The organism is Acetohalobium arabaticum DSM 5501 (genome assembly GCF_000144695.1).
Classification (GTDB): Bacteria; Bacillota; Halanaerobiia; order Halobacteroidales; family Acetohalobiaceae; genus Acetohalobium; species Acetohalobium arabaticum.
Genome location: NC_014378.1, coordinates 2,130,500 through 2,155,957, shown reverse-complemented (window position 1 = coordinate 2,155,957; position 25,458 = coordinate 2,130,500). Strand labels below are relative to the sequence as shown.

The following is a 25,458-nucleotide window of genomic DNA, read 5'->3' as shown; positions in this document are numbered from 1 at the left end:
GGTGATTGGAATGGCTGAAGATGAGACATTAGAACAGGAAATGAAGAAGTTGATTAATAAGTTAAATAAATATAATTACCATTATTATGTTTTAGATGATCCGTTAGTAAGTGATAAAGAATATGATCAGCTGTATGATAGGCTAGTTGAGTTAGAGGAAGAAACCGGAAAGGTATTATCCGGTTCGCCGACACAGCGGGTAGGAGCTGAACCGCTGGATGAATTTGATTCCCATCAGCATTTAGCACCGCTGTGGAGTCTGGATAAGGCCCAGACTGGGGGAGAGCTGCGTGATTGGGATGAGCGGATAAGGAGATTGATTGCTGATTATAATCGCGAGCATCCGGAAAATCCGCTGCCCGAGCCGCTCTATACTGTGGAATATAAATTCGATGGTTTGACGATTAACCTTACTTATGAGGAGGGAGAGCTGGTTCAGGCAGCTACTAGAGGAACCGGTGAAGTAGGAGAAGCAATTTTAGAACAGGTAAAGACAATTAAGACTATTCCTCTTCAGATTCCTTTTAAAAGTGGTAAATTAGAAGTGCAGGGGGAAGGAATTATGCGGCTCTCGGTTCTGGAAGAATATAATCAGCAGGCTGAAACTCCACTTAAAAATGCCCGCAATGCTGCTGCTGGAGCTTTGCGTAATTTAGATCCGAAGGTGACTGCTGAACGCAATCTCGATGCTTTTTTTTATAGTATCGGCTATTATGAAGGTATTGAGTTTGATACTCATTTAGAGATTTTAGATTTTCTGCGTGAGAATCGATTTATGGTCAATGATTATCTCAAGACTTTTGATGAGATAGAAGATGTAATTGAAGAGATGGAGACTATAGAAGAGAAAGTAGATGACCTGGATTACTTAGTTGATGGAATGGTTATTAAGGTTAATGATCTCAGGACCCAGGAAGTATTAGGTTATACTGCTCGAGCACCCCGCTGGGCTATAGCTTACAAGTTTGCCGCTAAAGAAGTAACGACTACTCTGCTGGATGTTAAATGGCAGGTAGGTAGAACCGGTAAGCTGACTCCAGTAGCTTTACTTGAGCCGGTGGATATTGAAGGAGCTACAGTTAGCAAGGCTACTTTGAATAACTGGGATGATATTCAACGAAAGGATGTAGCTAAAGGATGTCGGGTCTGGCTTAGGCGTTCAAATGATGTAATTCCGGAGATTATAGGCCGGGTGGAGACAGAAGAAATCGAAGAAGTAGAGGAGATAGCTAAACCAGAAGAATGTCCAGACTGCGGCAGCAGCTTAGTCCAAGATGGGGTCCACCTCTTTTGTCCTAATTCGTTATTCTGCAAACCCCAGTTGGTGGCTAGAGTGGCCCACTTTGCCAGCCGTGATGCTTTAGAGATTGAAACTTTTAGTGAAAAGACGGCGGAAAAGTTATATGAAGAACTTGGTCTGCGGGATATTGCTGATCTTTATGATATAGAATATGAAGAACTGCTGGAGTTAGAGGGCTTTGGCGAACAGAAGGCTGAGAATTTAATTGATGCTCTTGAGGAGAGTAAGGATGTGGAGTTATCCTCTTTCATCTACGGTTTAGGTGTGCCCAATGTGGGAACCAGGACAGCTGAATTATTGGCTGATAAATTCAAGTCGCTGGAGAGATTAATGGAGGCAGATAAAGAAGAGTTAGTTGAAATTAATGGTATTGGGGAAGTAGTTGCAGAAGAAATAGTTGATTTCTTTGCTGATGAGAATATTCAAGGAAGCATTCAGCGGATGTTAGAAGCCGGAGTAGAGCCTAATTATGAAGCAATTGAGGAGGTTCAAGAGGACAGCCCTTTTGTGGACCAGACGATAGTAATGACCGGTTCACTACCCGGTCTAACCCGTAGTGAGGCTAAAGAGAAGATTAAAGCCTTAGGCGGTAAGGTAACCAGTAGTGTCAGCGGTAATACTGATATCTTGATTGTTGGTGAGAATCCCGGTTCTAAACTGGATAAGGCCCGCCAGTTGGAGATTAGAATTATTGAAGGGGAAGAGTTAATAGAACTATTGGAATAATTAAAGCTAAAGAAGTAAAAGCTAACTAAGAGGGAGTCCGTTTACTTTTGTTGCTTCAATTGAAAGCCTATGTTATAATAATGAAAGATGCCAACGTATATATTCAGGAAGGGGTGGTGGAATTAATGAAGATAGATGAAACTACTGTAGAAAAAGTTGCTATGTTGGCTAGACTGGAATTGGATGAAGATAAAAAAGAGGAAATGACAGAACAGTTAAATGATATTCTGGAATATGCAGATAAACTGAATGAACTGGATACAGAAGATGTTGAGCCGACTGCTCATGCTCTGCCGATTAAGAATGTCTTTCGAGAAGATAAAGTTGAAGAGTCTTTGGATCGAGAAGCGGCATTGAAGAATGCTCCAGAAAGAGAAGATGGTTCATTTAAGGTACCACAGATTATAGATAATGATGAGTAAATTCGGTTAAAGGAGGGATTGGGATGAAATTATATGAACTAACGGCCCATGAATTAAATGAACGATTAATAGCAGGTGAGGTTAGTGCTCAAGAGATAGTTGAATCTGTTTATCAACGGATTGATGAAGTAGAAGATGATGTTCAGTCCTATATAACATTAACCAAAGATGAAGCATTAAAACAAGCCAAGGAAGTTGATGAAAAGTTAGCTAATGGTGAAGAAGTTAATTCTTTAGCAGGAATTCCGGTAGCTATAAAGGATAATATGTGTACTAAAGGAGTTAAGACTACCTGTGCTTCTAATATCTTACATAATTTTGAACCGCCTTATAATGCTACTGTAGTGGACAAGCTGAATGAAGTCGATACGGTAATGACCGGCAAGACAAATTTAGATGAGTTTGCTATGGGATCATCTACAGAAAATTCCGGCTTCTTTACTACTAAAAACCCCTGGGATTTAGATTATGTACCAGGCGGTTCCAGTGGAGGTTCAGCTGCAGCTGTTGCTGCTGGCGAAGCAGTTATCTCTTTAGGTTCGGATACAGGAGGTTCTATTAGACAGCCGGCTTCCTTATGTGGAGTAGTAGGTATGAAGCCGACTTATGGTTTTGTTTCGCGGTATGGTTTAGTAGCCTTTGCCTCATCTTTAGATCAGATCGGTCCTTTCAGTCGGGATGTTACTGACTGTGCGCTGGCCTTAAACTGTCTTTGCGGCCATGATCCACAGGATTCCACTTCAGTTGAACGAGAAGTACCTGACTTTACTGAATCTTTAGTAGATGATGTTTCCGATATGAAGATTGGAGTGCCTAAGGAATATTTTGGGGAAGGGATAGATGGTGAAGTAGAAGAAGCTGTTCAGTCGGCTATTGACAAGTTAGAAGAATTAGGTGCAACCTGTGAAGAGGTTTCGCTGCCCCATACTGAGTATGCTCTGCCAGCCTATTATCTCATTGCTCCGGCAGAAGCCAGTTCTAATCTGGCCCGCTATGATGGAGTAAGATATGGATATCGAAATGAAGAAGCCGATGGATTAGTTGATATGTTTAAGCTGACAAGAAGTGAAGGATTCGGTGATGAGGTACAGCGTAGAATTATGTTAGGAACCTACGCTTTAAGCTCTGGTTATTATGATGCTTATTATCTAAAGGCCCAGAAGGTAAGAACCTTAATTAAGCAGGATTTTGAAGAAGCTTTTGCTGACTATGATGTCTTGATTTCACCGACTTCACCGACTACTGCTTTTAAAATAGGCGAGAAGAGTGATGATCCATTACAGATGTATATGTCTGATCTATGTACAATTCCTGCTAATTTGGCCGGACTACCTGGAGTCTCCATCCCCTGTGGGTTCGATAGTGCAGGATTGCCGATCGGACTACAGATATTGGGTGATCACTTTGCTGAAGAGAAATTAATTCAGGTTGCTTATACATTTGAACAGAATACTGACTTTGATACAAGAGCGGAACTGTAATTTAAATTGTGGAGGTGGAAAGAATGCTTGCAGATTATGATATAACTATCGGATTGGAAGTTCATGCCCAGTTAGATACTGAGACCAAGATATTCTGTAGCTGTAGCACAGAATTTGGGGCTGAACCGAATGTACATACCTGTCCTGTCTGTTTAGGACTTCCGGGTGTGCTGCCGGTATTGAATAAAAGAGCCGTTGAGTATGCAGTTAAAGCAGGACTTGCCTTAAACTGTGAGATTGCTGATTTCAGTAAATTTGATCGTAAAAATTACTTTTATCCTGACTTACCGAAGGCTTATCAGATTTCTCAGTATGATTTACCTCTCTGTGAGGACGGATATATCGATGTAGAGCCGGAAGAAGGTGATGCAGTTAGAGTAGGAATTAATCGGATTCATATGGAGGAGGATGCCGGAAAGTTAGTCCATGATGGTACTATTACTGATTCAGAAGGCAGTTTAGTCGACTACAACCGGGTAGGAACGCCATTGATTGAGATTGTAACGGAACCAGATATTGAGTCGCCGGCTCAAGCTGTTGCCTATCTTAAGAAATTAAAGAGTATTCTAGAATATTTAGAGGTATCTGACTGTAATATGGCCGAGGGATCACTGCGCTGTGATGCCAATGCATCTATTAAGCCTAAAGGGGAAGCAGAGTTAGGAGTTAAGACGGAGCTTAAGAATATGAACTCCTTTAAGGCCATTGAACAGGCATTAACCTATGAGATTAAACGGCAGAAGAAAATTTTAGACTCTGGCAAAGAAGTAATCCAGGAGACTAGAACCTGGGATCCGGAAGCAGAAAAGACCTACTCTATGCGCGGTAAAGAAGAAGCCCATGACTACCGCTACTTCCCTGAGCCTGACTTAGTGCCGCTGGAAATTGAGCAAGAGTGGTTAGAAGAGATTAGAGAGACAATTCCCGAACTGCCTAATGTACGCCGTAAACGGTTTATAGAGGAGTTAGGCCTGCCGGAATATGATGCTCAGGTCTTGACTGATTCTAAATCGATTGCTGATTTCTTTGAAGCTACAGTTGCCGAGCATAATGATCCTAAGAGTGTCAGTAACTGGATGATGGGAGATATGATGCGGCTTCTAAATGAAGAAGGTTTAGAGATAGATGAGGCCGAAATTACTCCAGCAGGTTTAGCAGAAATGTTGGAGCTGTTGGATGATGGTACAATTTCTAATAAGATTGCCAAAACAGTATTTGAAGAGATGTTTAAGACCGGTAAAGATCCAGAGGATATTGTTGAAGATAAGGGATTAAAACAGATTAGTGATGAGGGTGAATTAGGTAATGTAATTGATGAGGTAATTGAGGATAATCCTGATGCTGTAGAAGATTATCAAGGCGGAAAGGAACAAGCTATTGGTTATTTAGTAGGTCAGGTGATGCAGGCTACTAGGGGTAAAGCCAATCCTCAGTTAGCTAAAGAAATGTTAAGAGAAAAATTAAACCAATAATCTTTTAGCTAGGTAGGAGGAATATAAATGAAGAATGTAACTTTGATTCCTGGAGATGGGATTGGACCTGAAGTATCACAGGCAGTGCAGAAAGTTATTGAAGCAGCAGGAGTCGAGATTGAGTGGGAAGAAGCCAATGCTGGAAAGGGAGTAATGGAGGAGTATGGAACTCCTCTACCGGATGAAGTACTGGATTCTGTTCGTAAGAATAAAGTGGCTTTAAAGGGGCCGATTACTACTCCGGTCGGCAGCGGTTTTAGAAGTGTAAATGTAGCTATTAGAAAGAAGTTAGATCTGTATACCAATCTGCGTCCGGTAAAGACATATGAAGGAGCACCGACTAAATTTAAGGATGTTGATTATGTTGTCTTTCGCGAGAATACCGAAGGTCTGTATGCCGGAATTGAACATAAGGTAGGCGAGGATGCTGCTGAAAGTATTAAGATTACTACGCGGCAGGCCTCAGAAAGAATTGTTAAAGCAGCTTTTGAATATGCCCAGCGTGAGAATCGGAAGCTGGTGACTGCGGTACATAAAGCCAATATTATGAAGTTAAGTGATGGATTATTTCTGGAAGTAGCCAGGGAGGTAGCTGAGGAGTATCCGGAGATTGAATTCAATGACCGCATTGTTGATAATATGTGTATGCAGTTGGTGCAGTATCCAGAGGAGTATGATGTATTGGTTATGCCTAACCTCTACGGCGATGTGATTTCTGATTTAGGTGCTGGATTGATCGGCGGTTTAGGTTTAACGCCGGGGGCTAATATCGGCGACGAGATAGCTGTCTTTGAAGCAGTTCACGGCAGTGCTCCTGATATAGCTGGTGAGAATAAAGCTAATCCAATTGCTTTATTATTATCCGGAGTTTTGATGCTGCGGCATTTAAAGGAAACCGACGCTGCTGATAGAATAGAGGCGGCTGTAGCAGATGTCTTAGCTGAAGGACAGACCTTGACAGGAGATTTAGGTGGGAATGCTACTACTACGGAAATTACAGAAGCGATTATAGATAGATTATAATTTGATTTAAAATATAGTATTAATATAATATTATTGATGGTCCAACACTACCTAATGACTACTAGGTAGTGTTATTTTTATAGAAGGAGAGGATAAATAGTGACAGAATCAAAACCGGTTACAGTAGGAGATAGAGTAGTAATTGAATTAGAAGATTTAGCCTACGGCGGTGATGCAGTAGGTAGAAAAGACGGTTTTGCTATCTTTGTACCGCAGGGAGTGCCAGGAGAGATAGTTAACATGGAGATTACTCAGGTGAAGCAAAGCTATGCCCATGGAGAGATTATTGAAGTTGTGGAATCAGCGCCTGAAAGAATCACCGGTGACTGTAAAGTAAATGGAGTCTGCGGCGGCTGTCAGCTTCAGCATATCGATTATCAGGCCCAACTGGAATATAAACAAGAGATGGTTAAGGATAATATCGAGAGAATAGGCGGCCTATCAGATGTAGATATTAAACCGGTGCTGGGGATGGAGCATCCTTACTTTTACCGCAATAAGGCCCAGTTTCCTGTTGGAGTTAAAGATGAAGATGTAGTTACTGGATTCTATGCTCCTGGTAGTCACGAAATTATAGATACTGAGGAATGCTTAATTCAGCATCAGCTGATTAATCGAGTTATAAGCAAGGCGGTTGAACTAGTAGAAAAGCATGAAATTTCTATTTATGATGAGGATAGCCACAGCGGCCTGCTGCGCCATTTAGTTGTTAGAGTTGGCGTCTGCACTAACCAGGCTATGTTAGTCTTTGTGATCAATGGACAGAGAATTCCTGGCCAACAGAGGCTGGCTGAAGAGCTGATGGCTGAAATTCCAGAGTTAGTCAGTATTCAAAATAATATTAACCGCCAGAAGACAAATGTTATTTTGGGAGCCAAAACTTATTCTTTAGCGGGAGAGAGTAAGATAATAGACTATATCGGAAGTATTAGATATCAGATTTCAGCCCAGTCTTTCTTTCAGGTTAATACATTACAGGCTAAAAAACTTTATGATCAGATTTTAGAATATGCTGATTTAAGCGGAGAGGAAACAGTAGTTGATGCGTATTGTGGCATCGGTTCTATTTCTTTATACTTAGCTCAGGCAGCTAAGCAGGTATACGGTATCGAGGTTGTTTCTCAGGCGATTGATGATGCTAAAGAGAATGCAGAACTGAATAATATAGATAACTGTTATTTTAAAGTAGGGAAGGTACGAAAGATACTGCCTAAATTAAAAAGTAACGGGCTAAACCCAGAGGTTATAGTAGTGGATCCTCCGCGCAAGGGCTGTCATGAAGAGGTTTTAGAGACATTTTTGGAACTAAAGCCGGAGCGAATTATCTATGTATCCTGTAAACCCAGCAGTTTAGCTAGAGATTTAGAGCAGCTGACTGCTGCTGATTATGAAGTAGAAGAGATTCAGCCGGTAGATATGTTTCCCCAGACTTATCATATCGAAGCAGTAGCTAAGATAGTTCGCACTTAATTATCTTAATTATTACTCTTGACTGTTGTATTTAAATATTATATTATTTAGATAATGACATTAATTAATTTGATTATTATAGGAGGATAAGAAGAATGCAGGATATTGAAGTAGATAGTGAGCTTTTATGTTCTAAAGCAAAGATTTTAAAAGCATTATCCCATCCTGCTAGGTTATGTATTGTAAAGAGATTGCTAAAGGTAGACAGCTGTAATGTATCTGATCTACAGACCTGTATGGAGATGCCTCAGTCTACTGTTTCCCAGCATCTGGCTAAATTAAGAAATGCCGGAATTATCAGTGGGGAACGTAACGGGGTTGAAATCAATTATTCAGTAGTTTCTGATGATGCGCAGGGAATTATTAATGTGTTATTTGAGTAATATTTTTTATAGATCAAGGATAAGCTATTAATTAGATTATCTCTCCGGTATTATTTATACTGGAGAGATTCTTTAAAATAGATTATATCGTATAATCACTATATTTTGATTTTAAAATTAAAAGGAGGGCTAGATATGGGAAATAAAGTTTTAATTGTTGGCGGTGTAGCTGGTGGAGCCAGTACTGCTGCTAGGCTGCGTCGAATGGATGAAGAGGCAGAAATAATTATTTTTGAACAGGGGCCGCATATTTCTTTTGCTAATTGTGGGCTGCCGTATCATATTGGTAAGGTAATTGAGGAACGGGAGAAATTATTAGTCCAGACTCCTGAAGCTATGGAAGCTAGATTTAATGTTGAGGTCCGAATTAAGAATAAAGTAGTAAAGATTGACCGAGCTAATCAGGAATTAGAAGTTAAGGATTTAGAGTCTGATGAAACTTACCGGGAAGATTACGATTATGTAGTGTTATCTCCAGGAGCTGATCCAATTAAACCTCCAGTGCCAGGGGTTGATGGTGATAGGATCTTTACTTTACGGAATATTCCTGATACTGACGAGATTAAAGGTTATGTTGATCAACATAAGCCTGATAGTGCTGTAGTAGTTGGCGGAGGATATATCGGTGTAGAAATGGCAGAGAACTTACATGAACGAGGACTTGATGTTTCAATAGTAGAGTTAGCACCACAAGTTTTAGGTCCGCTTGATAGAGAGATGGCTGCTCAGGTACATAACCACTTACGAATGAAAGGAATTGAGCTATATTTAGATAATGGAGTAGCTGGTTTGGCTGATCAAGAGGATAAAAAGAAAGTTAGTTTATCCAATGGAGAAGAATTAACTACTGATTTAGTTATTATGGCTGCTGGAGTCAGCCCTAATACTGAATTAGCCCAGAAGGCAGGTTTAGAAATTGGTGAAACTGGTGGGATTAAGGTTAATGATTATTTACAGACTTCTGATCCTAATATCTATGCTATTGGAGATGCCATTGAAGTTACTGATGCTGTAACTAGTAATCCAGCCTATATTCCGTTGGCTGGTCCAGCTAATAAACAGGGACGGATTGTAGCCAATAATTTAACAGGAGCTAAAGAGAAGTTTCCAGGAAGTCAAGGTACTGCTATAGCTAAAGTCTTTGATTTAACAGTTGCTGGAACTGGTAATAATGAGAAGCAGCTTACAGAAGCGGATATAGATTATGAAGTCTCTTATATTAATAAGAAGAATCATGCTGGTTACTATCCTGGAGCAGTGCCAATGACTCTTAAAATTTTATTTACTCCTGATGAAGGTAGGTTGTTAGGAGCTCAAATTGTAGGTTATGAGGGAGTAGATAAACGAATTGATGTCTTAGCTACTGCGATTAGATTTGAGAAGACAGTTTTTGATTTACAGGATTTAGATTTAGCTTATGCACCGCCGTTTGGTTCTGCTAAAGATCCGGTTAATATGGCTGGCTTTGCTGCGGGAAATATTCTCAATGATAAAGTTGATGTTATTCACTGGCACCAGATTGATGAGTTAGCTGATGATGCTATTCTGTTAGATGTTAGAGAAGAAGTAGAAGTTAAATTAGGCCAAATTGATGGTTCAGTCAATATTCCGCTAAATAGTCTGCGGGATAGATTAGAGGAATTGGATAAAAGTAAAGAAGTAGTTGTTTACTGTGCTGTCGGTTTACGAGGGTATATTGGAGCTAGAATCTTAATGCAGCATGGCTTTGAAAATGTTAAGAATTTAGCTGGTGGTTATAAGTTATATAGTGCAGTACAAAAAGATGAACAAGGAATAATTGATGATTCAACAACTCCTGAAGGTGAAAGGTTAACCAGTATTTCTAATCCAGAAGAGGGTCAACAGGCTGAGGAAGAAATTGAAAAAACTACTTCTGAGTTGTAAATAAGAAAGATTTATTGTATAATTATAGCATGATAAGGAGGGAGTAGTTAAGTAATGGAAGATAAATTAAAGCAGATTTTAGAAGGTTATAAAGAAAGAGCTTTAGAACGTAAAGAAACTTATGATTTACTACCGAGGCCATTGACTGCTAAAGAAGTTGAAGGATTAATTGAGGGATTAAAAGTTGATGGATTAGATATGAATAAGTTAATTGTAAGGCTGTTGAGTGAAGAAGTGAGAAGAGGAACCTTTCCTTCATCTTATGTTAAAGCTGAGGGCTTGGCTAAAGTAGTAAAGGATGAGATTGAATCGGATTATTTAAGCTCTAGAGAAGCGCTGGAGCTTTTGGCTGATATGAATGGTGGAGCAGCTACTAATGAATTAATAGATATATTGAAGGCTGGATTATTTAAAGAAGAGATAACTAACATCTTACAGAATACAGTCCTGGTTAATGAAGAGGAATTCTCTGAGCTAGCCCAGATGGCTAACCAAGATAAAGCGGCCCAAAGGATTATCAAAAGCTGGGCTGAAAGAGAGTTTGCTGAGGACTGGCAGCTTGAGAATGCTTATCAGGGAGTCTCAATTAAGGTAGGCGATAATCTGACTACCGGTCATTTAAGTCCTTCTAAGAGGGCCGATAGCCGGACTGACCATCCGCTCCATGCACAGTATATTATGGAAGGCAGAGAGGATGAGGCTGACTTTTTGGATCGGTTGGAAGATTTAAAAGAGCAGGCCGATAATGTGATCTTTGTTGCCGGAGCAGCTTTAGGAGAAGGATCCTCTCGTAAATCGGCTACCTATACTATGTTACAGATTCTGGGTGAACCAGTGGATGGAGAACCAGAAAAGAAGGCCGGGGGAGTAGTAGTGGCCAAAAGCTTTGCTCCAATCTTTAAGAATTCTTTGGTAGCTTCTGGTATGCTGCCGGTTGAGTGTGATACAGATGTAATTAATGAAGGTGATGAATTAAAGATAGATATTGAGGCTAGAAAGTTAATTATTAATGGTGAGCAGGAATTAGATATTAAGCTGCCGATTCAGTTTAAGCTAAATAAGATTGCTGCCGGAGGAATGACTTACTTTGATGCCGGCAATGAACTGCAGAAGTGGGCTGTGGAGTACTGTCGAGAGAATGGTATCGATTTTGATGAGAGTAAATTACCTAAAGGGGCTCAACCGGAAGATGAAAAGCCGCCTCAGACATTGGCCCAGAAGATTGTAGGTCTGAATAGATTAGACGGTAAGGAGACTATTCTACCTGGTGAGACGGCTACAGTGAGGATTAGAGGAGTCTATTCTCAGGATACAACAGGGCCGATGACTCTTGATGAGTATCAGTCGATGGCCGGCGGAGACTTTGGGGCTGAATTTGTAGTCCAGTCGCTCTGTCATACTGGCGAATGTCCATCGACAGAAGAGAGGGATAGACACCAGTTTATTGATGAATTCGTGACTGAACGCGGCGGTGTCTGTTTAGAACCCGGCGAAGGAATTATCCATACTATCGGTAACCGGTTTGTACTGCCGACAGATGTAATCGTCGGCGGCGATTCTCATACCCGGACTCCGCGCGGTGTTTCATTCCCTGCTGCCTCCGATATTGTAGCTGGAGCTATGAAGTACGGCAAGCAGGATTTGACGATGGATGAATCAGTTAGGGTTATCTTTAAAGGAGAGCCTAAGAAAGGCATTACAGCGCGGGATTTAGTTTCTACGTTAGTTACTTATGCTGAAGAGACAGTTGGCAAGGAAATCTATAACGGCCGGATTATTGAGATGGAAGGTGTGGAATTCTTAAATTCTGATGAACGCTATATTTTAACTAATGCAGTAGCTGAACGGAGTGCTTCGGCGGGAGTTATTCCTTCTGATGAGACTACTTTGGATAGACTTGAGGATAATTTAGAGTATCTTAAGTCCAGACCTGATGCTGATGAATCTCCTTCGGTTAAGAATGCTATTGCAGCTATAGAAGAGTTTTTAACCGATCCGGTCTTACTTGAAGCTGATGAAAATGCAGAATATGCAGCTACAATTGAGATTCCGCTGGATGAAGTGGAGGAACCATTAGTAGCAAAACCGCATCATCCGGATAATGTAGCTCCACTTTCGGAAGTGGCTGAAACTGAGCTGGATGAAGTCTTTATCGGCAGCTGCGTCGGCGGTGATCTGGAAGGGATTCGAGCAGCAGCTAAAATTGTTGACGGCTATCAAGTACCTCATGGAGTTAATTTTGTTGTTTCGCCGGCGGCGAGGGATATCTATAATGAACTGGCGGCTGACGGCAGCTTGGCGAAGTTAACGGAAGCTGGAGCCACAGTGATTATGCCGGGTTGTGGTCTCTGTATGGGGAATAAAAGGCGGATCGGATCTGGTGCAACTGCTTTGACAACAACGACTCGTAATTATCAGTCTCGCATCGGACCGGCTGATTCTAAGACTTATCTCGGTAGTGCCTATGTAGCTGCTATGGCAGCTGTATTAGGTGAAATTCCAACAGCAGAAGAGTATTTTGAGATGTTTTAATAAACTGTTAATAATGATTGCAAAAAGGACTATAACTTGATATAATTAAAAAAGTAAAAATCAAAAGTGAATATTCGGTAGTTGCTGGGGGAGCTCTGTAAGGGCTGAGAAGGAGATATAATCTCTTGACCCCTTGAACCTGATCTGGATAATACCAGCGAAGGGAAGTGTGTGGGTTGAGTTTATTAAGCACAGATTTCCTAGCTGGAAATCTGTGCTTTTTTATTTTATTTAAAAAGAAGTACAGAATCTGTTAGGAGAGGATAGAGGATGAAACAGGTATTAACAATTGCTGGTTCTGATTCGGGAGGGGGAGCCGGAATCCAGGCTGATTTAAAGACGATGACTAGATTCAAAGTCTACGGTGCTTCTGTTATTACTGCAGTTACTGCGCAGAATACTCTAGGGGTACAGGGCGTTAAAGCTTTAAACGGTAGTTTTGTAGCTCAGCAGTTGGATTCTGTAGTGGAAGATATTGATTTTGCAGCTGTTAAGACAGGAATGTTGGCTAATGGAGAGATTATTAATGCTGTAGCAGATAAGATTGAGGAGTATCATCTGAGCAACTTAGTAGTTGATCCGGTATTGGTGGCTACCAGTGGAGATCTACTGCTTGCTCAAGAGGCAATTTCTACTTTAAAGGAGCAGTTAATTCCACGAGCTAAAGTAATTACTCCTAATTTAGATGAGGCTAAAGTATTGACTGGTAGGAAGAAGACAGAGCAAGTCAGTTTAAAGCAGTTAGTAAAAGAACTGCATCAGTTTGGAGCAGATTATGTCTTAGTTAAAGGAGGCCACAGCCGGGATGAACTAGCCCGGGATTTATTATATGACGGCAATGATGTAATTGAGTTTACAGCTGAGAGAATTGATACCGATGATACTCACGGCACAGGCTGTACTCTATCAGCGGCTATAGCCAGCAATTTAGCTTTGGGTTATGGATTAGCTGAAGCAGTTAAACGGAGTAAAGACTTCATTACGGAGGCAATTAGAAGCGGCTGTCAGATAGGCAGCGGTAGTAATCCAGTGAACCACTTAATTGATTATGGGGAGGAGTAGCTGTGGAGGATTGGGATCTATACTTGGTTACAGAAGAAGAATTATCATCTGGTAGATGCACACTGGAAGTAGTTAAAGCTGCAATCAATGGTGGAGTAGATCTGATTCAGTTGAGGGATAAAGGAAAGGATCTAGCCTATCGCTATGAACTTGGGCTTAAGATTAGAGAACTGACGGCTGAAGCGGGAGTGGACTTGATTATCAATAACAGAGTTGATCTAGCTTTGGCTCTTGAGGCTGATGGTGTGCATTTAGGTCAGGATGACCTACCTCTCAAAGCAGCACAGAAGCTACTGCCTGAGGATAAGATAATCGGAATTTCGGCCTCTACTGTAGAAGAAGCTCTACAGGCTGAAGCAGGGGGAGCCGATTATTTAGGAGTAGGCTCTATATTTGCTACTGATTCTAAAGATCTAAAAAATGATAGATCAGCAGTAGGTCTGAATAGATTGGCTGAAATTAAGTCTAAGGTTGATATTCCGGTAGCAGCAATTGGCGGTTTGAATCAGGATAACATCAGTGAAGTGATTGCTGCTGGCGCTGACGTTATATCTGTTATCTCTGCTGTGACTCAAGCTGAGGATATTGAGTGGAAGACTGAGGAGTTAAAAGGAATAATTAAAGAAGCAAAGAAAGGGAGGTGATAATATGCAGGAGACATTGAGCAGAATTAGAGAAGAGAAGCCCTTAGTACATCAGATTACTAACTATGTTACAGTCAATGATGCAGCCAATATAACTCTTTACTGGGGCGGACTGCCGGTGATGGCTGATGCTAAAGAGGAAGTAGCGGAGATGGTGCAGGCAGCTCAGGCTTTAGTATTAAATATTGGCACCTTAAACCAGAGACAGGTTAGCAGTATGATCAAAGCTGGAAAACAGGCTAATAGGTCAGGAATACCAGTGATTCTTGACCCTGTTGGAGTTGGAGCTACTACTTTTAGGACCGAAACGGCTCGTCGAATATTGGATGAATTGCAGGTAGCAGTAATTAAGGGCAATCAGGGCGAAATAAGTATTCTGGCTGAAGGACAGGGCGAAGTTAGAGGTGTAGAGTCTGTAGGTGATTATGAAGAACTTGTAGCCAATGCTCAAGGGTTGGCTGCAGCAGAGGAAGCAGTAGTGGTAGTTTCGGGCACTAAAGATATTGTAACTGATGGAGAAACAGTTTATAAAGTCAATAACGGCCATCCATTATTGGGAGAGATAGTAGGTACCGGCTGTATGTTGGGCAGTACTTTAGGAGTATTTACTGGAGTAAGTGATGATTATTTAGCAGCTAGCCTAACGGCAGTAACAGCTTACGGAATAGCAGGTGAGATAGCTAGTAAAAAAGCATCTAAACCGGCCAGTTATAAGACTGCTTTTATGGATAGTATTAGTGAACTGACAGATGAAACAGTAATTAATCATGAAGAGATAACTAAACTTTAGGAGGTAGAAAAATGACCCAGATGACTGAAGCAAAAGCAGGCAGGATAACAGCAGAGATGAAACAGGTAGCTAACAAAGAAGGAGTTAGTGCTGAATTTATTAGAGAGCAGATAGCCGCAGGCAAAATTGTAATTCCAGCCAATAAGAATCATCAACATTTAGATCCTAACGGCTTTGGTGAAGGATTAACTACTAAGGTCAATGCTAATTTTGGAACTTCGGAAGATTATCCGGAAGTGGATAAGGAGTTGGAGAAGTTAGAAGCTGCTGTGGAAGCTGGAGCTGATGCAGTAATGGACCTATCTACTGGCGATAAGATAACAGAAACTCGGCAGGCTATTTTAGCTGAAGCTGAAGTGCCGCTGGGAACTGTACCGATCTATCAGGCTACAGTTGAGACGCTGCAGGATGATAAAGCAATTGTAGATCTGACTGTTGATGATCTATTTGGAGTGATTGAAAAGCAGGCTCAAGATGGGGTGGATTTTATTACTGTCCACTGTGGTTTAACTTTAGAAACGATTCGTCATCTAAAAGAAGAAGGTAGAGTAACTGATATAGTAAGCCGGGGCGGTTCCTTTATTACCGGCTGGATGCTGCATAATGATGCTGAAAATCCCTTATATGAATATTATGATCGATTACTGGAGATAGCCTATGAGTATGATGTTACTCTTAGCTTAGGCGATGGTCTGCGGCCGGGATCTTTGGCCGATGCCACTGACCGCAGTCAGATTCATGAATTATTAGTTTTAGGAGAGTTAGTAGATAGAGCCCGCGAGGCTGATGTTCAGGTGATGGTGGAAGGACCTGGACATGTGCCCTTTGATCAGATAGAGACTAATATTCAATTACAGAAGGAACTCTGTAAAGGTGCTCCTTTCTATGTGTTAGGCCCCTTAGTGACAGATATTGCTGTTGGTTATGATCATATAGCTGCTGCTATCGGCGGAACTATGGCTGCCAGCTGTGGCGCTGATTTTTTATGTTATGTCACTCCGGCTGAGCATATCGGCTTACCTAATATAGAGGAGGTACGAGAAGGAGTTATTGCTACAAAGATTGCTGCTCACTCTGCTGATATCGCTAAAGGAAATTCTAGTGCAAAAAAACAGGACTTGCAGATGGCTGAGGCCCGTAAAGCACTGGATTGGGAACAGCAGATTGAACTGGCCATTGATTCGAAGAAGGCTAAAGAATCACGAGCGGCTCATAATCAAGAGATACAAGATGAAGATGCCTGCAGTATGTGTGGTTCTTACTGTGCTATGAAAATAGTAGATGAAGCGTTATAGTGTTATCTATTTTAATCTAGAAGTATGAAATATAAAATCAGGTAAGGTAATTTTGTTAGGGAAGATCATTAAGCTGCAACAAGCTATAAGTAATTAATTATATTTTTTATAATATGATATTATTTTACTGATATAGATAAAAGTAATAAAATATGAGTACAGTAGTCTTTTAAAGTTAATTAGGAAGAAATCTTCGGGAGGGATAAGAGTTGACTGAAAAGGTTTTATTGTTGGTAGAAGAAAATGGAGATATCAGAATGGCTTCAGTTGATGCTGGGATTAATTTAGGTATGATTGCTCAGGAGGAAGGTTTAAAGAAAGTACGGGTCGAACGGGGAGAGTTTGAGGGGCAGATATTAAATAACCTAGATGAATATGAGTATGACTTTGATAAAGGAAGAATAGTTAAGCGAAAGAAGAATTGAAGGATTAGTTCTATAGGTGTTATAGAACTTAGTCGGTAGAAAACCCGACGGGCTTGCCCTCGGGATGAATACCGACATTTTAAAGATAATTCGATATTGTATTTAAAATTAATCTTTTGAATACTCTAACACATCTTCAACTTGACAGTCAAAGTATTTGCATAATCTGTTTAAAGTATCAAAATCAACTCTTTTTAATTTATCGTGGTAAAGTCTAGATATAGTATTCCTATTAATTCCAGTACCTTCATGAACGTCTTGTATATTTACTTTTTTAATACCCATGAGAACAGATAGTTTAGATTTAATCATTTTAACACCTCCAATAATAATATATCATATTTGAATATATAAATCAATTATAATACTTGACTAGTATATTATTATATAATCAGTATATAGGAGGTGAAATTAATGATTAAGACCTTCAAACCTGTTAATAAGGCATACAAATTTAGAATTTATCCTAATCAAGAACAACAAGAATTAATAAATAAGACCGTTGGTTGTTCAAGGTTTATCTATAATGAATTTTTGGCTAAAGCTAAAGATGATAACTATAAATCATACAGTGAACTACTCGGCATTGAAATACCGAGCTTCATGGTCGCCTGCTTTTATGGGAGTTACCCGTAACATCAAGCAAGTTACCCATTCGACGTGTCCAACGCCACTACTCCTATCCAGTTAATACTGGACTTGGAGTTACTTTTAAGCTGCAAATTGATGATCATTCCAGCTATATTTAACTGGATTTGATAAACCTTTAACCTGCAAAGTAATATCTTTTCCTTTACGTCGCTGCTGTAAGTATTTGCGTAAGATATTAAATGAACCTACACTATCGGCATTAAAGGCTTGATTATTATTTTTGTCTACATATAAGCCGCGTTTAATACGATTAGACTTATCACCATATTTTTTAGTTACTTTTTTACTGTAAGGGCTGCATTGGCTGGTATATTTTTCACTCTTCTTGATTAAAGTAATCCCCTGTAAATTAAGTTTATACTCTAGTTGGTGATAGATAATATCAAAAGGTAGTTTATGGAGTTTTTGATTGTTCTGTTTACCTAGGTCAGCATCATCACGAATATTTTTTATATCACCAACGATTACTCTAGATATATTATGTTTAATACAATAGTCAACTACTTTTTTAGTTGCACTATGGATTAAATGAAAAAAGCTGCTTGCGTCGTTTTTTATATAATTGTTGGATACGTTTAGAAGTCTTTTTACCTTGACCATTCAAAATTGATTGATAATGTTTAATTTTTTTATCGAAGTAACGATTAATAGCTAAATATTGTCCGCCGTCAATAATAAAGCTTTCCTGATTTTGATTACTGTAACAAGTCATTAGATTATTAATGCCTAGATCAATACTTAAATAATTACCGTTATCTTCTTTAATAGTAGGAGTATCTACTTTATAAGTTAAGATTACCTTATAAGTATCATCGCTTAAAGGTTTAAACTCAATTCTAGTAGTTGAGTTAAGGACATCTCTATTACTGGATAACAGCTCATTAGGCACTCTTATCCATAAGAATTTGTTGGTAATAGAGTATTCCTCTTTTAGATACTTTTTAACTGTTTAGGAATAGATAATCTTAACTTACCATCAATAATTTTAAAACCATTATTGAGATAACGGAAGTTAAATTTGCTGTCTTTAGGTTTATAATTAGGTGGATTAGGCTCACCGTTATATTTATCAGAATTATCTTGATAATCCTCCATACTTTGATAAAAACTATCCCAGTTATCAGCTAAAATTTTAAGTGTTTCCTGTGCTGTTTGAGAAGGTAAATTTTTATACCAAAAATTTTCTTTTAATTGCTTTTTTTGTTTATACCAATCAGGATACTCTTTATCACTATCTTTAGACCAATTTTTACGTTGATAATTGCCGATATTATATAACCTAGCACTAGCATAAGCTAAACAACCTAATACAATTTGTTGGGTTTGATTAGGTTTATGAATAAAATACTTAGCTAGCTTCAATTAGTTCACCTCCTTTCAATATTATATAAATATTATTATTTAGATTTTTGATTTTCAATATATTGTTTAACCGTATCCTTAGAGATATTACCTACAGTTTCTAGATAATAAGATTTATTCCATAAATGTCCTTTATATAACTGCTTTTTTAATTTGGGGAATTCTTTTTAATAATAATCTACCGCTAATACCTTTACTCATTTTTAACAATATAACTAGGTGCTATTTTAGGGTGAGCAGTTACAAATAAATGTAGATGATCAGGCATTAACTCCATAGTTTCAATAATGAACTCTTTATCCTGGGCAACTTGATGTAATATTTCTTTTAATCTAGTAGCTACTTTACCTGTTAATATCTTTTTTACGATATTTAACTGTAAATACAATATGATAGCCAACATTATAAACACATGTTCTGGCATGAATTAAATTATTTTGGTTGCTCAATTGTTATCACCTCTTACATATAGTATATCGTATATTACTTTTAATATCAAGCATATCAAAAGTTAAATCGATTACACATGGTTTAAAAACAAGTAAAAAATAACCTATTCTTTAATATTAAATCAAAGAATAGGTTAGTAAATTCATCACCCATATAAATAAGGGTGGGTTCTTTACTTTTTGTCCTAAAGCAACACCTACATATTTAGCACCATCATCAATACCTAGTACTATCTCGTCATCATTAATTTGACTGCTAGGCACTGTCCTATTTAATTGAATAATAAGTGGATACTCTTCGACTAATTCAGCTTTACCTTGTCGAATTAAATACCATGCTTTCTTAGTTTTAGTCGGATCTAACATTTTACCTTCATTGTCTAATACAAAAGCATAGTTAATTGCTATCTCTGGCGACCTCCTTAACGGGAACTTCCCTTCTCGGCAATGTCAAATGGGGCTTATGCAGTTTCGGTGTTAGGCTACCTTATCAGTTGACTTAGGTAAGCGTTCTTCCTAACTGCCACAGAGCCTAGAACTGATGGGATACATTCGAGGGTGTGATAGCCTTGTCGAGCATTACACTCTTTAACCAAATAACGTAGCTCATCATGCTAAGAACATTTCTGCTCTCTACACTTGCTGAGCCTGGAGGGCAATGAAGAACTTTACCTAATTTTAAATGACATTAAATAGGTATTTACAAGCTGTTTCATAGCTCCTTTAGAATCCAATTGTAGCTGTTAATAACTTAATAATAAGTCCGGATACCATACCTAAGAAAGGATCGGTTGTGGCTGTTACAGCTATTGTAACTCCGCCGATTAATGAATTATCTACTACTTGATTATTATTGTCAAAGATAAAGCTAAAAAATAATCGGACTGATAATTTACACTTTTTAACATGTGAAGTTGTCGGTATGTCAGAGGAATTGACCCATTCTGCTCAGGATTTATCAGAGATGGCTCAAGAGTTACAGAAATTAGTGGAAGAATTTGAGGTTTAAGTTAAGCCCTGCAGTTAATATTAACTGCAGGGCTTTTTGTAAGTTGCAAGAAAATTATGTATAATATATAATGGGGTTATTAGTGGAATATCTATTAAATAAGAAATTTATTATCTTAGGTATGGGGAGGGGTTAAGGTGAGGTTAGAACAAGTTTTAAATAAAAATAATTTAAACAGAGATGATTTGATCTATTTAATGGGTTTGAAGGATGAAGATAAATTAGAAAAGTTATATAATCGAGCCTATGAAATAAAATCAGAGACTGTCGGACAAAAGGTATACTTTAGGGGGCTTATTGAGTTCAGCAATAGATGTATCAAAAACTGTAATTATTGTGGAATTAGGCATGATAATAATAAGGTAAATAGATATACAATGAATGAAGAAGAGATTTTAGAGAGTGCAAACTGGGTTTATGAAAATAACTACGGTTCTATAGTTCTGCAGTCCGGGGAAAGAAATGATGAGGAATATATCGAGTTTGTCAATAAGCTAGTTAAAAAGATTAAGGAATTAAGTAATGGAGAGTTAGGTATTACTCTTTCCTTGGGGGAACAGACTAAAGAAACTTATCAGAAGTGGTTTGACCTAGGTGCCCACCGTTACTTATTAAGAATAGAAACTTCTAACGAAGAGTTATATAAATCTATTCATCCTAATGACCATGACTTTCAGAGCAGAAAGGAATGTATTGCTGAATTAAGAGAGATTGGCTATCAGGTAGGTACTGGAGTAATGATTGGACTTCCGGGACAGACAAGGGAGGATTTAGTTGATGATATTCTATTCTTTAAAGATGAAAGCATTGATATGATTGGTATGGGTCCGTATGTGATTCATGAAGATACTCCATTAGTCCAAGAGGTAACTGATCAAGCAGAATTAAGAACCAGAAACTTTACTTGGAGCTTAAAGATGGTAGCTATTTTGAGGCTGGCTATGCCTGATATCAATATTGCCGCTACCACTGCTCTGCAGGCTTTGAATCCTATTGGCCGTGAATTGGCACTGCAGGCTGGAGCTAATATTTTAATGCCCATTGTTACTCATCCGAATTATCGAGAGGATTACCAGTTATATGAAAATAAGCCCTGTATAGATGAAAAACCTTCTGATTGTAAAGATTGTTTAGCAAATCGAGTTAAAAATGTAGGTGATGAGATAATTTATGGTGCGTGGGGAGATTCGCCACATTATTTTAAGCGGATTAAAGGAAGAGAAAGCGACTTAGGGAGTCAGATAGATATAGATAATGCTGCTGGAAAGTAAAGTTGATAATATTATAGAAAAGGGGAGAGACCAGATGTGTAAAACAAAAGAAGTTGAAGGGCCTAATCATACTAGAAAGAGATATACATTGGAAGGAAAAGACATAATTGTAGAAAGCTTTAAGGGAGGACAAAGGGCCTGTGGTAATCACTGTATATCCTTTGATTCAGAACGTGAAGCTCAAGAATATTTTGAAACAGAAATTAAAGAAGAGTAACTTAATTGATATAATGTTGCAGTTTAGAGTTGATATCTTGCAAACGCTCCAGAAATCAGTCCTAGTCACTTAGCAGTAAATAAATCTTAGTATTATGATTTAAAGATTCCGCTTTATATGTTAACTATTCTCTTTTGTGGGACTGCTTTAAAGTCGCTTTTTGCAAGATATCAACTAAATTGTGCAAAATTATCTGAGGGAAAGCGTTAAAACCCAAACTAATGAAATTTCTGTTCTGTAATACCATAAATAGTCAATATATGCTTTCAATAACTCTCATTGGTGATAATCACAGCAATATATTTTATTATCAATAGTCAATATGTGTCCAGAGCGACTCTCACTGGCACTAACCGCAACGTCCTGTTGCAGTACCAGTGCTAGGACATCCTGTCCGTCGTAAAACTAGTCTGGAATCATGGAGGCTGTAGAGAAACTAATTTTAGCTCTTTGTCTTTAAATCAGAGCATCAATATTATCTCATTGCTCAATAAATTCATTCCATAGTCAGCATTGGTTTTTATGCTGGCTATGATGGAGGGCCAGTTTTTGACAGTGAGTGAGACAGGATGTCGAACGAACGGCAAGCGGCGGATACATATTGACTATTCCCGCAATATCATGAATGAACTCATATTGATTATACTAGGCAATTACAAATAAGAGGTATATGCGAAGAAATTGCAGGTGACACAATATATCAATATAGAGTTAAATCTAAGTGGCCAATAGGCCATTTTTATTGTAATATTTTTTTGCATAAAATGAAATAAGAGATGTAACTTAATCGCTTATTGACGATTAACGATTAAGTTGTTATAATAAAACTTAAGGAGGGAACAATCTATGAATGATTCCAAAAATGACATTAAAGAGAAAGTGAGAGAAAATTATTCACAGATAGTTGAAGGGGAAAATAAAGGTTGCTGTAGCAGCAGTGGCTGTTGTAGTGGAAATTCAGAGGGGATAGATATAGCTCAAATTAGCAATAAGCTAGGTTATACTTCCGAAGATTTAGAAACAGATTTCATAGAAGCTAATCAGGGGCTCGGCTGTGGAAATCCTCAGGCTATAACTAACCTGCAGCCTGGCCAAACTGTACTTGATTTAGGATGCGGAGCAGGATTTGATGTATTTCTTGCTGCACGAGAGGTCGGAATTGAGGGGAAGGTGATTGGAGTAGATATGACTTCGGAGATGATTACTAAAGCCCGTAAAACAGCGGAGGAGAATAATTTTGAAAATGTTGAATTCCGATTAGGAGAGATTGAAGCACTTCCAGCGGCCGATAATTCAGTTGATGTTGTAATTTCTAACTGTGTAATTAATTTGTCTGTTGATAAAGAAGCAGTGTTCCAGGAGATTTATAGAGTCTTAAAGTCTGGAGGGAGAATAGCAATTTCAGATGTGGTAAAGAATAATGAGTTGTCTGAAGAGATAAAGGATAATCTGGAGAATTACAGCAGATGTATTACTGGAGCTATCCCTGCGGAAGAATTGGAAGAAATAATGGAGAAGAATGGTTTTGAAGATGTAGAGATTAAAAGAAAAGAGAATAGTGAAGAGATAGTACAGGATTGGTCTACAGAAATTCAACCAGAAGACTTTATCTACTCTGCTTATATTACTGGAAAGAAACCAGAATAATTTATAAAGGAGAATAGGAATGGAACAGAAAGAAGAGAACTGGCAAGAAAGATTGGCCCAATTAACAAAGGCTTTAGGACATCCTCATCGAATTAAAATAATTGAAATTTTAGCTGATTTACCTGATGATAATCAATGTATAGTGGGCAGTATTGTGGAGCAACTACCGGTTTCGCAGTCTACAGTTTCCCAGCATTTAAAAGTATTAAAAGAAGCAGGCTGGATAAAAGGAAGGATTGATGGTCCTCGAGTCTGTTACTGTTTAGAAGATGATGTTTTTACAGAATATCGAACTTTGTTTGATCAATTTAATATATAATTATATTGATATATTGTGTCACCTTCAATTTCTTCGCATATGACCCTCCCCCAATTTGTTAGACACCCAGTTAAGCGATATAATAGAAGTAACGGAGGTGCTACAATTGGGAGAAAAACGAAAAAGTTATACAGAAGAATTCAAAAAAGATGCTGTTGAACTATCAAATAGATCAGATAAAACAGTTAAAGATGTATCTGAAAATCTTGATATACCCTATGGAACTTTAGTTAGATGGCGTCGAGAGTATAAAGATAAAGGTGATCTTGCTTTTCCAGGCCATGGCAAACAGAAACTAACTTCTGAACAAAAAGAAATTCAAAGACTAAAAAAAGAATTAAAAGATGCTAAAACAGAGCGTGATATTTTAAAAAAGGCCGTAAGCATCTTCTCGAACGAACCGAAGTAATTTACGGTTTTATCAGGGACCACAGTGATCAATTTACTGTGGTGAAGATGTGTCAGGTTTTAGAGGTGTCCCGCTCTGGATATTATAAATGGTTAAATAGAAAACCATCTCAAAGAGAAAAAATAAATAAAAAATTAAAACTTAAAATAGCTGAAATTTACTGGCAGCATAATGGAACATATGGTAGCCCTAGAATTCATAGAGTGCTGCGAAAAGAGGGTTATACAGTGAACATTAAAAGAGTTGCTAGGTTAATGCGGATAATGGGTTTAAAAGCAATTCAAAAAAGAAAGTTTAAAAGAACTACCAATTCAAATCATGACTTACCTTTAAAAGAAAATCTCCTAAAAAGGGATTTTGATATAGATAAACCAGATAAAGTCTGGGTCTCTGATATTACTTATATATCAACTAAAAAGGGTTGGCTTTACCTGGCAGTTGTAATTGATCTCTATTCAAGAAAAGTAGTTGGCTATTCTATGAGTAAAAGAATAAATACAGATTTAATAATGTCAGCAACTAAGATGGCTATAAGTCGCCGCAACCCTGAAGCAGGACTTATATTCCACTCTGATAGAGGTAGCCAGTATGCAAGCCACAAATTACAGAATTTATTTAAACAGCATAGCATTAGATCCTCAATGAGTCGTAAAGGTGACTGTTGGGATAATGCAGTTGCTGAGAGTTTCTTTGGTAGTTTGAAGACTGAGTTAGTTTATCATAAAAAGTATTTAACCAGAAATCAAGCTAGGTTAGATATATTTGAATATATTGCTGGTTACTATAATAAAGTTAGGCTACATTCATATTTGAATTATATGAGTCCGAAAAACTACGAGAAAGAGAGAAAAATGGCTTAATATAGTGTCTAATTTAATGGGGGAACCTCAATATACCTCTTATTTGTAATTACCTAGCATAATTAATATGCGCATTCATGATATTGCAGATTATAGTCAACAAATCTCTTACGCTTGCCATTCGTTCGACGTCCTGTCTCACTCATTCTCAAAAACTGACTCTCCACCATCCCTGGTTTCGAGTCAGTTTTAAGAGTCGCTCCAGAGAAATGTTGACTATTTATAGCACAGAATTTTCATTAATCTGGTTTTAAACGCTTCCTCAGATTATTTTGCACAATTAGTTGATATCTTGCAAAAAGCGACTTTAAAGCAGCCCCACAAGAGAAAATGG

General features: G+C 38.4%; 26 protein-coding genes, 1 pseudogene and 1 riboswitch. Of the genes and pseudogenes, 21 read left to right on the top strand and 6 right to left on the bottom strand.

What is annotated here, in order from left to right; genetic code table 11:
- The first annotated feature begins 10 nt into the window (after positions 1-10).
- The 14 genes from ligA to acear_RS10390 all read left to right on the top strand — a co-directional run bounded on the left by ligA (position 11) and on the right by acear_RS10390 (position 16,930).
- Positions 11-2,026 (top strand): NAD-dependent DNA ligase LigA, encoded by a 2,016-nt coding sequence (ligA, locus tag acear_RS10455; RefSeq protein WP_013278990.1) that lies wholly within the window; start codon positions 11-13, stop codon positions 2,024-2,026.
- A 125-nt stretch (positions 2,027-2,151) separates the two neighbouring features.
- Positions 2,152-2,448, top strand: coding sequence for an Asp-tRNA(Asn)/Glu-tRNA(Gln) amidotransferase subunit GatC (gene gatC / locus acear_RS10450; protein ID WP_013278989.1), 297 nt, complete (start codon positions 2,152-2,154; stop codon positions 2,446-2,448).
- A gap of 23 nt (positions 2,449-2,471) precedes the next feature.
- Entirely contained in the window at positions 2,472-3,929 is a 1,458-nt protein-coding gene (gene gatA, locus acear_RS10445; protein WP_013278988.1) for an Asp-tRNA(Asn)/Glu-tRNA(Gln) amidotransferase subunit GatA, read from the top strand.
- Positions 3,930-3,952: 23 nt separating this feature from the next.
- Positions 3,953-5,401 (top strand): Asp-tRNA(Asn)/Glu-tRNA(Gln) amidotransferase subunit GatB, encoded by a 1,449-nt coding sequence (gatB, locus tag acear_RS10440; RefSeq protein WP_013278987.1) that lies wholly within the window; start codon positions 3,953-3,955, stop codon positions 5,399-5,401.
- A gap of 27 nt (positions 5,402-5,428) precedes the next feature.
- Positions 5,429-6,424: an isocitrate dehydrogenase (NAD(+)) gene (locus acear_RS10435; RefSeq protein ID WP_013278986.1), complete on the top strand. Its 996-nt coding sequence runs from the start codon at positions 5,429-5,431 to the stop codon at positions 6,422-6,424.
- Between the two features lie 99 nt (positions 6,425-6,523).
- Positions 6,524-7,894 carry a 23S rRNA (uracil(1939)-C(5))-methyltransferase RlmD gene (gene rlmD, locus acear_RS10430; RefSeq protein WP_013278985.1) on the top strand — a complete coding sequence of 457 codons (1,371 nt, stop codon included), beginning with the start codon at positions 6,524-6,526 and terminating at the stop codon, positions 7,892-7,894.
- Positions 7,895-7,989: 95 nt separating this feature from the next.
- Positions 7,990-8,277, top strand: a complete 288-nt coding sequence (locus acear_RS10425; protein ID WP_013278984.1) for an ArsR/SmtB family transcription factor — start codon at positions 7,990-7,992, stop codon at positions 8,275-8,277.
- 135 nt (positions 8,278-8,412) lie between these two features.
- Positions 8,413-10,182, top strand: a complete 1,770-nt coding sequence (locus acear_RS10420) for a CoA-disulfide reductase (protein WP_013278983.1) — start codon at positions 8,413-8,415, stop codon at positions 10,180-10,182.
- 54 nt (positions 10,183-10,236) lie between these two features.
- Positions 10,237-12,714 carry a bifunctional aconitate hydratase 2/2-methylisocitrate dehydratase gene (locus tag acear_RS10415; RefSeq protein WP_013278982.1) on the top strand — a complete coding sequence of 826 codons (2,478 nt, stop codon included), beginning with the start codon at positions 10,237-10,239 and terminating at the stop codon, positions 12,712-12,714.
- 76 nt (positions 12,715-12,790) lie between these two features.
- A riboswitch (TPP riboswitch) is annotated at positions 12,791-12,897 on the top strand.
- Between the two features lie 87 nt (positions 12,898-12,984).
- Positions 12,985-13,776: a bifunctional hydroxymethylpyrimidine kinase/phosphomethylpyrimidine kinase gene (thiD, locus tag acear_RS10410; RefSeq protein WP_013278981.1), complete on the top strand. Its 792-nt coding sequence runs from the start codon at positions 12,985-12,987 to the stop codon at positions 13,774-13,776.
- A 2-nt stretch (positions 13,777-13,778) separates the two neighbouring features.
- Positions 13,779-14,420: a thiamine phosphate synthase gene (thiE, locus tag acear_RS10405; protein ID WP_013278980.1), complete on the top strand. Its 642-nt coding sequence runs from the start codon at positions 13,779-13,781 to the stop codon at positions 14,418-14,420.
- A gap of 4 nt (positions 14,421-14,424) precedes the next feature.
- The gene (thiM, locus tag acear_RS10400; protein ID WP_013278979.1) at positions 14,425-15,210 is read left to right on the top strand and encodes a hydroxyethylthiazole kinase; all 786 of its coding nucleotides are present in this window, start codon (positions 14,425-14,427) and stop codon (positions 15,208-15,210) included.
- Between the two features lie 11 nt (positions 15,211-15,221).
- A complete protein-coding gene (gene thiC / locus acear_RS10395) occupies positions 15,222-16,505 on the top strand; it encodes a phosphomethylpyrimidine synthase ThiC (protein ID WP_013278978.1) in 1,284 nt (427 codons plus the stop codon).
- Positions 16,506-16,714: 209 nt separating this feature from the next.
- Positions 16,715-16,930, top strand: coding sequence for a hypothetical protein (locus tag acear_RS10390; RefSeq protein ID WP_013278977.1), 216 nt, complete (start codon positions 16,715-16,717; stop codon positions 16,928-16,930).
- Between the two features lie 108 nt (positions 16,931-17,038).
- Here the strand turns inward: acear_RS10390 and acear_RS10385 are convergent, their stop codons facing one another.
- Positions 17,039-17,242, bottom strand: a complete 204-nt coding sequence (locus acear_RS10385) for a helix-turn-helix domain-containing protein (RefSeq protein ID WP_013278976.1) — start codon at positions 17,240-17,242, stop codon at positions 17,039-17,041.
- Positions 17,243-17,344: 102 nt separating this feature from the next.
- On the opposite strand from acear_RS10385, the gene acear_RS10380 reads away from it, so the two are divergent.
- Complete coding sequence (locus acear_RS10380) at positions 17,345-17,566, top strand: helix-turn-helix domain-containing protein (protein ID WP_041667372.1); 222 nt, start codon at positions 17,345-17,347, stop codon at positions 17,564-17,566.
- A 75-nt stretch (positions 17,567-17,641) separates the two neighbouring features.
- Here acear_RS10380 and acear_RS12870 read toward each other — a convergent pair whose 3' ends face one another.
- From acear_RS12870 to acear_RS10365, 5 genes and pseudogenes are all read right to left on the bottom strand, one after another.
- Positions 17,642-18,181 carry an IS200/IS605 family accessory protein TnpB-related protein gene (locus acear_RS12870; RefSeq protein ID WP_245526685.1) on the bottom strand — a complete coding sequence of 180 codons (540 nt, stop codon included), beginning with the start codon at positions 18,179-18,181 and terminating at the stop codon, positions 17,642-17,644.
- Entirely contained in the window at positions 18,099-18,470 is a 372-nt protein-coding gene (locus acear_RS12865) for a transposase (RefSeq protein WP_049772674.1), read from the bottom strand. Before acear_RS12865 ends, acear_RS12870 begins: the two co-directional genes overlap by 83 nt.
- 41 nt (positions 18,471-18,511) lie before the next feature.
- Positions 18,512-18,943: a hypothetical protein gene (locus acear_RS12860; protein ID WP_049772673.1), complete on the bottom strand. Its 432-nt coding sequence runs from the start codon at positions 18,941-18,943 to the stop codon at positions 18,512-18,514.
- 35 nt (positions 18,944-18,978) lie between these two features.
- Positions 18,979-19,392 (bottom strand): annotated as a pseudogene (gene tnpA, locus acear_RS13045) (IS200/IS605 family transposase).
- Positions 19,393-19,509: 117 nt separating this feature from the next.
- Positions 19,510-19,794, bottom strand: a complete 285-nt coding sequence (locus tag acear_RS10365) for an RRXRR domain-containing protein (protein WP_280956794.1) — start codon at positions 19,792-19,794, stop codon at positions 19,510-19,512.
- A gap of 451 nt (positions 19,795-20,245) precedes the next feature.
- Here acear_RS10365 and acear_RS12635 point away from each other — a divergent pair, with 451 nt between their 5' ends.
- From acear_RS12635 to acear_RS10335, 6 genes are all read left to right on the top strand, one after another.
- Complete coding sequence (locus tag acear_RS12635) at positions 20,246-20,401, top strand: hypothetical protein (protein WP_187286619.1); 156 nt, start codon at positions 20,246-20,248, stop codon at positions 20,399-20,401.
- A gap of 137 nt (positions 20,402-20,538) precedes the next feature.
- Entirely contained in the window at positions 20,539-21,672 is a 1,134-nt protein-coding gene (hydE, locus tag acear_RS10360) for a [FeFe] hydrogenase H-cluster radical SAM maturase HydE (protein ID WP_013278975.1), read from the top strand.
- A 34-nt stretch (positions 21,673-21,706) separates the two neighbouring features.
- Entirely contained in the window at positions 21,707-21,889 is a 183-nt protein-coding gene (locus tag acear_RS10355) for a hypothetical protein (RefSeq protein WP_013278974.1), read from the top strand.
- Positions 21,890-22,735: 846 nt separating this feature from the next.
- Positions 22,736-23,536 (top strand): arsenite methyltransferase, encoded by an 801-nt coding sequence (gene arsM, locus acear_RS10350; protein WP_013278973.1) that lies wholly within the window; start codon positions 22,736-22,738, stop codon positions 23,534-23,536.
- A gap of 19 nt (positions 23,537-23,555) precedes the next feature.
- A complete protein-coding gene (locus tag acear_RS10345; protein WP_013278972.1) occupies positions 23,556-23,855 on the top strand; it encodes an ArsR/SmtB family transcription factor in 300 nt (99 codons plus the stop codon).
- Positions 23,856-23,961: 106 nt separating this feature from the next.
- A protein-coding gene (locus tag acear_RS10335; protein WP_148217686.1) for an IS3 family transposase occupies positions 23,962-25,124 on the top strand; the annotation gives its coding sequence in 2 pieces (ribosomal slippage) (positions 23,962-24,235 and positions 24,235-25,124; 1,164 coding nt in all).
- Positions 25,125-25,458 lie beyond the last annotated feature (334 nt).

Bases quoted from the DNA above. Each gene is read 5' to 3' on its own strand.
- acear_RS10435 (WP_013278986.1), top strand. From the start codon at position 5,429: ATGAAGAATGTAACTTTGATTCCTGGAGATGGGATTGGACCTGAAGTA.
- acear_RS10420 (WP_013278983.1), top strand. From the start codon at position 8,413: ATGGGAAATAAAGTTTTAATTGTTGGCGGTGTAGCTGGTGGAGCCAGT.
- acear_RS10415 (WP_013278982.1), top strand. From the start codon at position 10,237: ATGGAAGATAAATTAAAGCAGATTTTAGAAGGTTATAAAGAAAGAGCT.
- acear_RS10355 (WP_013278974.1), top strand. From the start codon at position 21,707: ATGTGTAAAACAAAAGAAGTTGAAGGGCCTAATCATACTAGAAAGAGA.
- thiC (WP_013278978.1), top strand. From the start codon at position 15,222: ATGACCCAGATGACTGAAGCAAAAGCAGGCAGGATAACAGCAGAGATG.
- ligA (WP_013278990.1), top strand. From the start codon at position 11: ATGGCTGAAGATGAGACATTAGAACAGGAAATGAAGAAGTTGATTAAT.
- acear_RS10385 (WP_013278976.1), bottom strand. From the start codon at position 17,242: ATGATTAAATCTAAACTATCTGTTCTCATGGGTATTAAAAAAGTAAAT.
- arsM (WP_013278973.1), top strand. From the start codon at position 22,736: ATGAATGATTCCAAAAATGACATTAAAGAGAAAGTGAGAGAAAATTAT.
- thiD (WP_013278981.1), top strand. From the start codon at position 12,985: ATGAAACAGGTATTAACAATTGCTGGTTCTGATTCGGGAGGGGGAGCC.
- gatB (WP_013278987.1), top strand. From the start codon at position 3,953: ATGCTTGCAGATTATGATATAACTATCGGATTGGAAGTTCATGCCCAG.
- acear_RS10380 (WP_041667372.1), top strand. From the start codon at position 17,345: ATGATTAAGACCTTCAAACCTGTTAATAAGGCATACAAATTTAGAATT.
- acear_RS10425 (WP_013278984.1), top strand. From the start codon at position 7,990: ATGCAGGATATTGAAGTAGATAGTGAGCTTTTATGTTCTAAAGCAAAG.
- thiM (WP_013278979.1), top strand. From the start codon at position 14,425: ATGCAGGAGACATTGAGCAGAATTAGAGAAGAGAAGCCCTTAGTACAT.
- acear_RS12870 (WP_245526685.1), bottom strand. From the start codon at position 18,181: ATGGTCAAGGTAAAAAGACTTCTAAACGTATCCAACAATTATATAAAA.
- acear_RS10345 (WP_013278972.1), top strand. From the start codon at position 23,556: ATGGAACAGAAAGAAGAGAACTGGCAAGAAAGATTGGCCCAATTAACA.
- gatA (WP_013278988.1), top strand. From the start codon at position 2,472: ATGAAATTATATGAACTAACGGCCCATGAATTAAATGAACGATTAATA.
- gatC (WP_013278989.1), top strand. From the start codon at position 2,152: ATGAAGATAGATGAAACTACTGTAGAAAAAGTTGCTATGTTGGCTAGA.